Source organism: Micromonospora narathiwatensis (assembly GCF_900089605.1).
GTDB lineage: Bacteria > Actinomycetota > Actinomycetes > Mycobacteriales > Micromonosporaceae > Micromonospora > Micromonospora narathiwatensis.
Window position 1 is genome coordinate 4,331,296 of the sequence record NZ_LT594324.1, and the last position, 11,040, is coordinate 4,342,335.

11 protein-coding genes and 1 pseudogene are annotated in these 11,040 nt (G+C 73.5%); 4 read left to right on the top strand and 8 right to left on the bottom strand.

Annotation, left to right across the window (positions count from 1 at the left end; genetic code table 11):
- The first annotated feature begins 58 nt into the window (after positions 1-58).
- Positions 59-250, top strand: a complete 192-nt coding sequence (locus tag GA0070621_RS18625; protein WP_091197588.1) for a DUF2795 domain-containing protein — start codon at positions 59-61, stop codon at positions 248-250.
- Positions 251-278: 28 nt separating this feature from the next.
- Here GA0070621_RS18625 and erm read toward each other — a convergent pair.
- Positions 279-1,064: pseudogene (erm, locus tag GA0070621_RS18630) on the bottom strand (ErmE/ErmH/ErmO/ErmR family 23S rRNA (adenine(2058)-N(6))-methyltransferase); the annotation flags it as partial.
- 339 nt (positions 1,065-1,403) lie between these two features.
- On the bottom strand, positions 1,404-2,300 hold the full coding sequence (locus GA0070621_RS18635; protein ID WP_091202594.1) for a Gfo/Idh/MocA family protein: 897 nt from the start codon (positions 2,298-2,300) through the stop codon (positions 1,404-1,406).
- 175 nt (positions 2,301-2,475) lie between these two features.
- Here GA0070621_RS18635 and GA0070621_RS18640 point away from each other — a divergent pair, with 175 nt between their 5' ends.
- Both GA0070621_RS18640 and GA0070621_RS18645 read left to right on the top strand, forming a co-directional pair.
- Positions 2,476-2,871: a hypothetical protein gene (locus tag GA0070621_RS18640; protein ID WP_091202595.1), complete on the top strand. Its 396-nt coding sequence runs from the start codon at positions 2,476-2,478 to the stop codon at positions 2,869-2,871.
- Positions 2,864-3,280 (top strand): hypothetical protein, encoded by a 417-nt coding sequence (locus tag GA0070621_RS18645; RefSeq protein WP_091197595.1) that lies wholly within the window; start codon positions 2,864-2,866, stop codon positions 3,278-3,280. Before GA0070621_RS18640 ends, GA0070621_RS18645 begins: the two co-directional genes overlap by 8 nt.
- A 60-nt stretch (positions 3,281-3,340) precedes the next feature.
- On the opposite strand, the gene fabG is transcribed toward GA0070621_RS18645, so the two are convergent.
- Positions 3,341-4,099, bottom strand: a complete 759-nt coding sequence (gene fabG / locus GA0070621_RS18650) for a 3-oxoacyl-ACP reductase FabG (RefSeq protein WP_091197599.1) — start codon at positions 4,097-4,099, stop codon at positions 3,341-3,343.
- A 70-nt stretch (positions 4,100-4,169) separates the two neighbouring features.
- Entirely contained in the window at positions 4,170-5,822 is a 1,653-nt protein-coding gene (locus GA0070621_RS18655; protein WP_091197602.1) for an alpha-amylase family protein, read from the bottom strand.
- Positions 5,823-5,901: 79 nt separating this feature from the next.
- Here GA0070621_RS18655 and GA0070621_RS18660 point away from each other — a divergent pair, with 79 nt between their 5' ends.
- Entirely contained in the window at positions 5,902-6,501 is a 600-nt protein-coding gene (locus tag GA0070621_RS18660; protein ID WP_091197605.1) for a DUF1349 domain-containing protein, read from the top strand.
- A gap of 86 nt (positions 6,502-6,587) precedes the next feature.
- On the opposite strand, the gene GA0070621_RS18665 is transcribed toward GA0070621_RS18660, so the two are convergent.
- From GA0070621_RS18665 to GA0070621_RS18680, 4 genes are all read right to left on the bottom strand, one after another.
- Positions 6,588-8,150, bottom strand: coding sequence for a cellulose binding domain-containing protein (locus GA0070621_RS18665; RefSeq protein WP_091197607.1), 1,563 nt, complete (start codon positions 8,148-8,150; stop codon positions 6,588-6,590).
- Positions 8,151-8,324: 174 nt separating this feature from the next.
- Positions 8,325-9,752, bottom strand: a complete 1,428-nt coding sequence (locus tag GA0070621_RS18670; protein ID WP_091197611.1) for a carbohydrate-binding protein — start codon at positions 9,750-9,752, stop codon at positions 8,325-8,327.
- Positions 9,753-9,827: 75 nt separating this feature from the next.
- Positions 9,828-10,571 (bottom strand): YidC/Oxa1 family membrane protein insertase, encoded by a 744-nt coding sequence (locus tag GA0070621_RS18675; protein WP_091197614.1) that lies wholly within the window; start codon positions 10,569-10,571, stop codon positions 9,828-9,830.
- 123 nt (positions 10,572-10,694) lie between these two features.
- Positions 10,695-10,973: a DUF6412 domain-containing protein gene (locus tag GA0070621_RS18680; protein WP_091197616.1), complete on the bottom strand. Its 279-nt coding sequence runs from the start codon at positions 10,971-10,973 to the stop codon at positions 10,695-10,697.
- Between the last annotated feature and the right edge of the window lie 67 nt (positions 10,974-11,040).

An 11,040-nucleotide genomic window follows, 5' to 3' on the forward strand; every position in this document is an offset into this window, starting at 1 on the left:
CCGCCCCCGGACGTAAGGGCCGCTGCTTACCTGCGGGCGGAGCGGGTAGCCGGCCGGTATGACGGTGACCGGGGTGCAGTGGCAGGAGTTCCTGGCCGGGCTCGACTACCCGGTCTCCCGCGAGGATCTCGTCCGCTGGTGCCAGGAGAACGGCGGCAGCACCGAGATGTTGCAGATGCTCAGGGCGCTGCCGGCGGAGGAGTTCGCCTCCCCCGCCGAGCTGGGCGCGGCGCTGAATACCCTGGCCTGATCCTCGCGGCCCCCGGCTCGACGGCGTGCAGCAGCCGGAACACCACCAGCCACTGCTCCGGCCAGACCAGACCAACCGGAATGTCCGGATCGAGCCGGGCCGCCCGTAGCGCGCCCTCGACCCGGCGGCGTGGGTGGGCGATGCGCAGCGAGGCCGCGAGCGAGCCGCCGACGCCGCCGAAGCCGAGCTCCACCATCCTCCGGTACGCGGGCAGCGCCGCCGGGGACAGCAGCGGCTCCGGGCGACGTTCGATGCGCAGGATGCCGCCGTCCACGGCGGGTACCGGGCGGAACGCGGCGCGGGGCACCCGGCCGGCCAGCCGCCAGTGGTGCTCGGGCCAGGTGAGCACGGTGAGCCGGCTCCACCGGCCGTGGTCGCCGGCGCGCTTGCGGGCGTACGCGAGTTGGGTGAGCAGGGTCGCCGACCGCAGGCCGGGCGCGGCGAGGCACCACCGGACCACGGCGGCGGTCAGCGACCAGGGAATGTTGCCGACCACGGCGAACGGCTCGGCGGGCGGCTCGGCGGCGAGGAAGTCGGCCGGCCGGATCCGGACCTGCGGCAGGGTCGCGCAGGCCGCGGTCAGCCCCGGGAGGACGGCCGGGTCGACCTCGTACGCGATCAACCGGCCGCAGCGGGCGGCGAGCGGCCGGGTCAGCCGGCCGTCCCCGGCGCCCACCTCCAGCAGCAGGTCGTCGGGGCCGGGGCGGGCCGCCCGGAGCATCCGCACGACGGCGGCCGGGTCGGCGAGGAAGTTCTGGGACAGTACGCGACGGGACCGGTCGCGTGCGGTGGTACGGGATCGGCGGGGCGCCACAAGATCGTCCTGTCTGTCGCCGGACGGCGACGGTACGGACAGGCAGCGCGGAGCGGGGCCTGTCCGAGCGGAATCGGGACTCGGACGACCCTGGAAGTCGGCGGAACGCGAAGGCGGCGCGCGACGGCCGGCCCGGTCACGGGCCGGCGGTGCGGACGGTCAGGTCAGGCGCGGTGGGCGTTCCGGCCGGCCAGGGCCGGACGCCGGACTCGCGGACGGGCGACCAGGAGGAGGCCCCGCGCGGCCGGCGTGACGGCCACGTCGATCAGGGCATGCGTACACATGCCGGCCAGGCTAGCGCCCCGCCCGCCGCCGCACGAGGCGATTTCGGGCCCCGGCTCAGAGTTCGATCGTGCGGCCCTCGGCGCGGGCGGTCTCGGCGGCGTCGAGCACCGCCACCACCTCGCGGCCGAACCGAACGTCGCAGCGGTGGTCCCGGGTGCCCGCCTCGACCTCCTCCAGCAGTTGGTCGATCGCCGTGCCGAACGCCTGGAGCGCGCTGCCGTCGCCGGGCGGGACGGTCTCGGTGCCGTTCTCGCCGAAGAAGACGAAGTCGTGGGTGGTCGCCTCGGTCGGCGCGTCCAGGGTGAGCGACAGGGTGCTGGTGGCACCGCCGTCGTGGGTGAGCAGCAGGTGCACCAGGCCGCTCGGGCCGTCCATCGCGGCCACCCGGGTGACCCGGCCGAGCACCGGCAGGATCAGCGACAGCGCGTGCGGGCCGATGTCCCAGAGCGCGCCCCGCTCCCGCCGCCACGGCGAGTTCCCGTACGGGTTTCCGGGCTGGAAGATGGAGGCGAACATGGTCGCCCGGGCGTGCTGCCAGCCACCGGCCGCCGCAGTGGCGGCGAGGAAGCCGGTGACGTTCGGGTGGAAGCGCTGGGTGAAGAAGACGACCGAGGCCACCCCGGACGCCTGCGCGGCGGCGACCACCCGGTCGGCCTCGGCGAGGCTCAACGCCAGCGGCTTGTCCAGCAGCAGGTGCCGCCCTACGCCGGCGGCCCGGACGGCGATCTCGGCCTGCACGTCCGGCGGCAGCGCGACCGCGATCGCGTCGCAGGCGGCGAGCAACTCGTCCACGTCGCCGAAGGCCGGTACGCCGTGCCGGGCGGCCAGCGCGGCGACCTTCTCCGGATCCCGGCCCCAGACCCCGGCCAGTTCGGCTCGCGGGTGGGCGTCGATGGCCGCGGCGTGCGTCTCCGCCGCCCAGTAGCCGGTGCCGAACAAGCCGAACCGCAGCACGTGTCCCCCTGCCGTCGTCGTCCGCCACGGCGTACGCCCGTGGTCGTGATCCACGCTAGTCGTCCGGCCCTCGCCGCGCGCCCCTGACGCGGCGGGCGAGCCGGGCGACAGCGGCTACTACGACGCTTAGTAGGCTGTGCCGGTGAACGGGACTGCTTCGCCGGTGGCGTCGATGACCAGCGCCGCGGCGGCCGGCTCGCCGGTGGACGGGATCCTCGCGACGGCCACGATCGTGCTGTCGCTCGTAATCGCGGTCTGGGCCCTGGTGGCGGCGCTGCGCCACCAGGCGCCGGATCGGCTCCAGGTCGGCGGGCTGGCCGTGCTGGAGGCGGCGCTGCTCGCGCTCGCGGCGCTGGCCCTGGTGGCGCTCGGCGGCGGCGAGCGGCCGGGCGAGCCGGGCGCGTTCTTCGGCTACCTGGTGACGCTGGTCTGCCTGCCGCCGCTGGCCTGGGTGCTGGCCCGGATGGAGCCGACCCGGTGGGGCTCGGCCATCGTCTGCGCGATCTGTCTGGTCGCCCCGGTCGTGGTGGTCCGCCTCCAGCAGACCTGGGAGGTCGTCGGTGGCTGAGACGCAGGCGCCGGAGCGCACCACCAACCGGGGGCCGGGCCGGCTGCTGATCGCCGTCTACATCCTCTTCGCCATCGCCGCGACCTCGCGGGCCGGCCTGCAGATCGCCACCAAGTTCGACCGGGCGCCGGTGGCGTACCTGCTCTCCGCGGTGGCCGCGCTGATCTACATCGTGGCCGCCGTCGGGCTGGCCCGGGCCGGGCACGCCGGCCGCCGGGTGGCGCTGGCCTGCTGCACGGTGGAGCTGGTCGGGGTGGTCGCGGTCGGCGTCCTCAGCGTGGCCGACAAGGCGCTCTTCCCGGACGCGACGGTCTGGTCCGGGTTCGGCAGCGGCTACGGCTACATCCCGCTGGTCCTGCCGATGCTCGGCCTCTACTGGCTCTGGCGCACCCGCCGCGACCCCGCCTGACCGTCCCGCCCGGCCGCTGCCGGGCGGGACGGCGACCCGGCGGGCGGGACGGCGACCCGGTCAGTCCTTGGGGCCGCCGGCGACGTAGATGACCTGTCCGGAGACGAAGGACGCGCCCTCGCTGGCCAGGAACGAGACGGTGTGCGCGACGTCCTCCGGGCGGCCGGTGCGGCGGACCGGGATCTCGGCGGCGGCGTGCTGCTGGAGCGCCGCGAAGTCCACCTTCATCCGGGCGGCGGTGGCCGCGGTCATGTCGGTGACGATGAAGCCCGGCGCGACCGCGTTGACGGTCACCCCGAACGGGCCCAGCTCGATGGCCAGGGTCTTGGTGAAGCCCTGCAGGCCGGCCTTGGCGGCGGCGTAGTTCGCCTGACCCCGGTTGCCCAGCGCCGAGGTGCTGGAGAGGTTGACGATCCGGCCCCACTTCCGCTCGACCATGTGCTTCTGGGCCGCCTGGCTGAACAGGAAGGAGCCGCGCAGGTGCACGCCCATCACCGTGTCCCAGTCGGCGTCGGTCATCTTGAACAGCAGGTTGTCGCGGAGCACGCCGGCGTTGTTGACCAGCACGGTCGGCGCGCCCAGCTCGGCGGCGACCCGCTCGACGGCGGCCTCCACCTGGGCCCGGTCGGAGACGTCCGCGCCGACCCCGAGCGCCCGGCCGCCGGCGGCGGCGATGGCGTCCACGGTCTCCTTGGTCGCGTCCTCCTCGATGTCGACCACGGCGACGGCCATGCCGTCGGCGGCCAGCCGGCGGGCGGTGGCCGCGCCGATGCCGCGCGCGGCTCCGGTCACGATGGCGACGCGGGGCTCCTCCGACATGATTACCTCCCGGTAACTTGGGCTCGATCGAAGGAGCTTAACCCAGGCGTACGCCGGGCCGACCCGGTCGTCACAGCCCATCGCCGCGGCAGAGCCGGATCCACCGGTAGCCGTAGCCGCCGAGCTTGAGGCGGTCCAGCTTGCCGACCTCCGGGTAGTTGCGGTCGGTGAACACGTCGATCGGCAGGTCCGCCTCGGGGGCGAGCATGCTCAGGTCGACCTCGACGTCCTCGGTGCCGAGGTGGTGCAGGAACACCATGGTCCCGGTCGGCCCGTCGGCCCGGTGCGCGAGCACCCCGGGCGGCATCGGCACGTCGATGTGGGAGGTGGTGCCGGTGCCGATCTCCGGGGCCTCCCGAAGCGTACGGATCATCCGCTCGAACCAGCCCAGCAGCGACCTCGGGTCCCTGCGCTGGGCGGTCACGTTGACCCGCTGGTAGCCGTACTCGCCCTTGTCGACCACCGGGCGGACCAGCTTCTCCGGGTCCGCCGTGGAGAAACCGGCGTTCTCCTGGTACGACCACTGCATCGGGGTACGGATCGCCTCCCGGCCGGGCAGCGACAGGTCCTCGCCCATGCCGATCTCCTCGCCGTAACGGAGCACCGGCGTGCCGCGCAGCGAGAACTGGAGCGCGTACGCCAGCTCGATGCGCCGACGGTCGTTGCCGAGCATCGGGGCGAGGCGGCGGCGGATGCCCCGGCCGTAGAGGCGCATGTCCTCCTCGGGGCCGAACTGCTCGTACACCTGGTTGCGCTGCTCGGCGGTGAGCCGGGACAGGTCGATCTCGTCGTGGTTGCGCAGGAAGGTCGCCCACTGCCCACCCGCGGGCAGCGCCGGGGTGTCCCGCAACGCCTCGATCACCGGCTCCGGGTCCTGCCGGGCCAGGGCGAGCATCAGCCGCCCGTTGAGCATGAAGTCGAAGAGCATGTGGATCCGGTTGGCCGAGCCGCCGCTGTCGCCGAAGTATGTCGGGAGCTGGTCGGGCTCGACGTTCGCCTCGGCCAGCAGGACCGCGTCGCCCCGCCGCCACTGCACGTACTGGCGCAGCTCGGTGAGGAATTCCAGGTCCTTCGGCGAGTCCGGGTTGCCGGGCTCGGTCAGCTCGATGATGAACGGTACGGCGTCCATCCGGAACCCGGAGACACCGAGTTGGAGCCAGAAGGACAGGATCTTCTTGATCTCGGCGCGGACCTCCGGGTTGGCGATGTCGAGGTCCGGCTGGAAGTTGTAGAAGCGGTGGTAGAACCAGGCCCTGGCGGTCCGGTCGTAGCTCCACGTCTCGCTCTGCTCGCCGGGGAAGACCATGCCCTGGTGGCGGTCCGGTGGCTCTTTCGCGGACCAGACGTACCAGTCCCGGTAGGGCGAGTCGGGCGAGGAGCGCGCGGACTGGAACCAGGGGTGCTCGTCCGAGGTGTGGTTGACCACCAGGTCGATGACCACCTGGATGCCCCGGTTCCGCGCCTGGTGCAGCAGCTCGGCGAAATCGCCGAGGGTGCCCAGGCGTGGGTCCACGTTGTAGAAGTCGGTGACGTCGTAGCCGCCGTCCCGCCGGGGGGACGGGTGGATCGGATGCAGCCACAGGCAGGTCACGCCGAGCCGGGCCAGGTAGTCCAGGCGGCCGATGAGCCCCCGGATGTCGCCCACCCCGTCGCCGTTCGAGTCCGCGTACGTGTCGATGTCGAGGCAGTAGACGACCGCCTCCTGATACCACCGCTCGCCCATGCCCGGTCTACTTCTCCCCGCCGCGTCGCCGGCAAACCAGGGCCCTCCTCCGGGGTCGCCGGGCGGGTACGGTGCCGGCATGAGCCTCGACAGCCACCCCGTCGACTGGTCCGCCGGCACCTGGCTGAACCCGCCGGCACGCACCGAGGAGTCCGGCGACGGCCTGCTGGTCGAGCCGCGCGGGGGCAGCGACTTCTGGCGGCGGACCAGCTACGGCTTCGTACACGACGACGGGTCGGCGTTGCTCGCGCCGTTCCCCGTGGACAGTGCGGTGGAGGTCAGCTTCCGCCTCGACTACGGCGCGCAGTTCGACCAGGCCGGGGTGCTGGTCCGGGTGGACGACCGGCGGTGGACCAAGGCGGGGGTGGAGGTCAGCGACGGGCAGCCGCAGGTCGGCGCGGTGGTCACCGACGAGGTGTCGGACTGGTCGGTCGCCCCGGTGCCCGAGTGGTCGGGGCGGGAGGTGACCGTCCGGGTCAGCCGGGTCGGGGACGCGCTGACCGTACGGGCCCGGGTGGACGGCGAGCCGTGGCGGCTGGTCCGGCTGGCCCCGCTGGACCCGACGGCCGAGGCGTCGGCCGGGCCGTACTGCTGCTCGCCCAGCCGGGGCGGCCTGGTGGTCCGGTTCACCGGCTGGCGGCGGGGGCCGGCGGACGCCGCGCTGCACCCGGAGGACTGACGCGCCGCGAGGTGGTGCGGATCCACCGGCGCCGTACGCGGCGCGACCGGCGGTCGGTGACCGCCGGTCGCTGACCGCGACGCCGCTCAGTACTTCGCGGTGATCGAGGTGAACTCCCAGGTGTTCTGGGCGATGCCGGAGCAGTTGGAGACGACGCCGCCACCCGGGCAGGCCCGGTCCCGGTTGACCGACCAGAAGGTGAACCGGGCCAGCCCTCGGGCCTTGGCCCAGTCCCGGATCTGGGTCCAGGTGGCCGGGGAGGTCAGCTCCTGCTGGTCGGAGAGGCCGTTCATGCCGGAGATGCCCATGTGGGCGTACGCGGTGGCGTCGGACCAGCCGAACGCGGTCTTCAGCGCGTTCTTCAGCCCCTCGGCCGCGTTGACCGTGTTCTGGTACATGTTCGCGCCGCCACCGAAGTCGAACGGCATGATGGTGAAGACGTCGATGTTGGCACCGAGCGCGGCGGCCTGGTTGATCAGCCGGGTGCCCCACCAGGACGGGCCGGTGGTCGACGTGCCGATGGTGACGATCGTTTTGATCCCCGGGTTGTTCTGCTTGACGATCTTCAGGGCGCCGAGGATCCGGTCCTGCACCGCCTCGTTCTCGAACTCGTCGGTGTTCTCGATGTCGATGTCGATGGCCTTCAGGCCGTACGCGTTGATGACCTGCTGGTACGCCCCGGCGAGGGCGCTCGCCGAGGAGCAGTTCGGGCCGAGCTTGTTGCCGCTCCAGCCGCCGAAGGACGGGATCACGTCACCGCCGGCCGCCCGGATCGCGGCGATGGTGTTGGCGTGCGCGCCGCCGGTGAGCGGGCCGCTGCCGTCCCAGGCCGGCGTGCAGCCGCCGCCGGAGAGCACGAACGCGATGGTGAACCACTTGACCCCGGTCGCGCTCATCACGGTGGACGGCGCGGGCGGGTCGCCCCAGCCCGGGTAGAGGTAGGGCGCGGCGGCCATCGCGCCGGTGCCACCGCCGGTGCAGCCGGTGGTGGTGGCCGACACGGCCGCCGACTTCGCCGACTCCCCGCTGGCGTTGTACGCGGTCACCGTGTAGCCGTACGTCGAGCAGGCGGCGAGGCCGGAGACGGTGGCCGAGGTGCCGGTGACGGTGGCCTTCACGGTGTTGCCGTCGTACACCCGGTAGCCGGTGACCGTGCCGGACACGGCGTTCCAGGCCAGCGAGACCGACGTGTTCGTGGTGCCGGTGACCCGCAGGCCGCCCGGGGTGGCCGGCGCCCCCGGGTTGCCGCCGCCACCGCCGCACGGACCGCCGTTGACGGTGCAGTTGGTCGGGTCGCCGTTGCCGTTGACGTTGAAGCCGAAGGTGGTGCTGGCGCCCGGGGCGAGGGTGCCGTTCCAGGACTGGTTGACGGCGGTGACGTGCTGGCCGGAGGCGGTCAGCAGGGCGTCCCAGTACACGCCGAGGCTACTGCCGGCGGGCAGGTCGAACTGGACGTTCCACGAGGTGATGGTCGATGAGCTGTCGTTCTTGACGGTGAACTTCGCCTCGTACCCTGTACCCCAACTGGATACGCGGGTGAAGGCGGCGGTGGCGGCGGAGGCGGGCGGCGCGGCCACGACGGTGGCCGCGACCAGGGCGGTGGCGAGCGCGGCGGCGAACGTCGCCACGCGGGTAGTGCGGAGTCTCACGGCGTCCTCCAGGGACCGGTGTGGTGGGAGGTGCCGGCCTGGCCGGGCCGACATGGCGAGGCATTCATGACTGTCGACGTCAGCGCCTATTATTAAGACTGTTAACTGTTTCTGTCCAGAGGGGTCCGGGCGTGAAGCGGGGCCCGTCCCGGAGGACGGGCCCCGCGCTCCCGGTCAGCGCCGGAAGGTGAACCAGTTGACGTTGACGAAGTCGGCGGGCTGGCCACTGGAGAAGGTCAGGTAGACGGTGTGCCGGCCGGTCACCGAGGCGACGTTGCCCGGCACCGAGCGCCAGCTCTGCCAGCCGCCGGTGTTGGCGATCGCGAAGCTGCCGATCGGCGAGTTGCTCAGGCTGTCCACCCGGACCTCGACCAGCCCGCTCACCCCGGCCGCCGCGCCGGAGGCGACCCGGGCCAGGAAGTCCCGCGGCGGGCTGCTGCCGAAGTCCACGTTGTCGTAGCGGACCCAGTCACCGTTGCTCAGCGAGCCGATGTCCTGACCGCCCTCGGAGCACGCCTCCACCTGCACCCCGTTCTGGGCGTTGAACGCCTCGGCCTGGATCGTCGAGTACGCGTCCACCACGCCTCCCGGCGGCGGGGTGGTCGGCGGCGCGGTGGTCGGCGGCGGGGTGCCGCCACCCCGGGTGTAGACGGCCACGTAGTCGACCAGCATCGGACGGCCGGAGACGGTGGCCGAGGTCGGCGTGGTGGTGCCGGCCACGCCGTTCGGGAAGCCGCCGCCCATCGCCACGTTGAGCAGCATGAAGTAGCCGCCGTGGTTGGTCATCTGCCCCCAGTACGAGCCGACCTGGCTCTGGCTGACGGTGTGGAAGAGTTGGCCGTCGACGTACCAGCGGAGCTGCTGGGGGCTGACCGAGGCGTCCCACTCGAAGCGGTACGTGTGGAACGCCGCCTGGCAGGTGCTGCCCGGGCAGGCCCGGGAGTTGCCGATGCCGTTGAACTCGTTGCACGGCCCACCAGGGGCGACGCCGCAGTGCAGCACCCCCCAGACCGAGTTGATCCCGTTGACGTTCTCCATCACGTCGAACTCGCCGACGCCCGGCCAGTTCTGGTAGTTGCCCCGGTACGGCGAGCCGAGGGCCCAGAACGCCGGCCAGTAGCCGGCCGCCTCCGCGCCGGTGACGTTCGGCATCTGGATCCGCCCCTCCAGGGCGAGGACTCCCCCGGCCGGCGGCTTGAAGTCGGTCCGTACGGTCTCGATCCGGGCCGAGGTCCACCGGCCGGAGCCGTCCCGCAGCGGGGTGATCCGCAGGTTGCCGGTGCCGTCCTGGCTGAGGTTGGCGGTGTTCGAGGTGTACGTCTGGATCTCGCCGGTGCCCCAGTTGGCCGGGCCGCCCGGGTAGCTCGTGCCGGTGTCGATGATCCAGTTGGCGGACGAGGGCAGGGTGCCGGCGGCGCCGGTGAAGTCGTCGCTCCACACCAGACTCCAACCGGACGGCGGGGGCGGGACGGCGGCGTGGGCGGTCATCGTGACGGTGGCCAGCGCGGTGGTGGTGGCGACCACGGCGGCCGCCAGGGAGAGCCGCCGGCGCGACCGGCGCACGGCGGACGGGGCGGCGGACGCCGCCGGGACAGGATTCATCGGAATGCCTCTCTGCGGGGACGGGGCGAGAGAGCGCTCTCTGGTTGCGATTTGTACGCCCCGCCCCCGCACTTGTCAACGTTCGTCGATGCCTGCCGGCTGCGGCCGGCGCAGGACGGCCTGCTCCAGGGCGGTCCACCCGGTCGTGGTGACCAGATAGAGCACCGCCGCCAGCGGCACCACCAGAGCCACCAGCACCGACGTGTACGGCAGCAGCGGCACCAGCCGACCCAGGGCGGCGGCGGGGCCCTCGGTGGGCGTACCGGTGGCCGCGGCCGCCCGGCGGGCCCGGCGCGACGACCACCAGGCCAGCGCCAGCAGGGCCGCCAGCAGCAGCCCGAAGACCGCCAGCACCGGGCCGGAGAGCCCGTCGCCGAGGTGCCAGCCCAGCGGCACGCCCGCCAGCCGCTCGTGCAGCAGGCCGGGCGAGCCGGCGTCGTCGAGGCCGTCGCCGGTGGCGAAGAGGCGGTACATGACCAGGAAGAACGGCGCCTGCAACAGCGCCGGGAGGCAGCCCGCGACCGGACTGGCCCCGGCCCGCCGGTAGAGCGCGACCAGCTCGCTCTGCAGGCGGGCCGGGTCGTCGGCGTACCGCTGGGAGAGGTCGCGGATCTCGGGGGCGAGCGCCGCACGGCGCCGCTCCCCGCGGACCTGGGCCAGGGTGAGCGGCGAGAGCATCAGCCGGACCCCGATGGTGAACAGGACGATCGCGGCGGCCGTCGCGGCCCCGCCGGTCAGCGGGGCCAGCGTGTCGGCGAGCCAGGTGACGACGGTGGCGGCGACGGAGGCCGCGGTGTGCAGTGGTGCGAAGGCGAGCACGGGGAAACCCCTCGGTCCGATTCCGGATGCCCCGACGGGACGACACGTCCCGACGGGACGGATGACGACGGAACCGGCCGCGTGGCAGCGACCACCCCCGCACGGAGCGAGGACGGCGGGACGCTACGCGGCCGAGGGGCGCGGGCCGGGTGCTCGGGGACGGGGCCGGCCGGAGGCGTCCGGGTCGGCCTGCCGGGGCACCCGGCGACCGCGGGACCGGGCGCGCAGGGCGGCGGCCCGCCGCCCGCCGGGCGGAGTGGGCAGCGCCCGCACCCGCAAGGCGAGCAGCGTGGCCAGCAGCAGCGCGGCGGCGACCGCCGCGCCGGCGAGCAGCCCCGCCGGCCGGTCGGCCATGAACTGGGCGAGGACGTACGCCCACGTCCCCGTCACCACCACCAGCATCCCCGGCACGCGCCCAGCCTAAAACCCCCTGTCACCCCCGGCCCACCCACTCGATGGCCGACCCGCC

What these genes read in the sequence shown, in the direction of transcription:
- GA0070621_RS18625 (WP_091197588.1), top strand. Translation starts at nt 59, where the DNA reads ATGACGGTGACCGGGGTGCAGTGGCAGGAGTTCCTGGCCGGGCTCGAC.
- GA0070621_RS18640 (WP_091202595.1), top strand. Translation starts at nt 2,476, where the DNA reads ATGACCAGCGCCGCGGCGGCCGGCTCGCCGGTGGACGGGATCCTCGCG.
- fabG (WP_091197599.1), bottom strand. Translation starts at nt 4,099, where the DNA reads ATGTCGGAGGAGCCCCGCGTCGCCATCGTGACCGGAGCCGCGCGCGGC.
- GA0070621_RS18655 (WP_091197602.1), bottom strand. Translation starts at nt 5,822, where the DNA reads ATGGGCGAGCGGTGGTATCAGGAGGCGGTCGTCTACTGCCTCGACATC.
- GA0070621_RS18660 (WP_091197605.1), top strand. Translation starts at nt 5,902, where the DNA reads ATGAGCCTCGACAGCCACCCCGTCGACTGGTCCGCCGGCACCTGGCTG.
- GA0070621_RS18670 (WP_091197611.1), bottom strand. Translation starts at nt 9,752, where the DNA reads ATGAATCCTGTCCCGGCGGCGTCCGCCGCCCCGTCCGCCGTGCGCCGG.
- GA0070621_RS18680 (WP_091197616.1), bottom strand. Translation starts at nt 10,973, where the DNA reads ATGCTGGTGGTGGTGACGGGGACGTGGGCGTACGTCCTCGCCCAGTTC.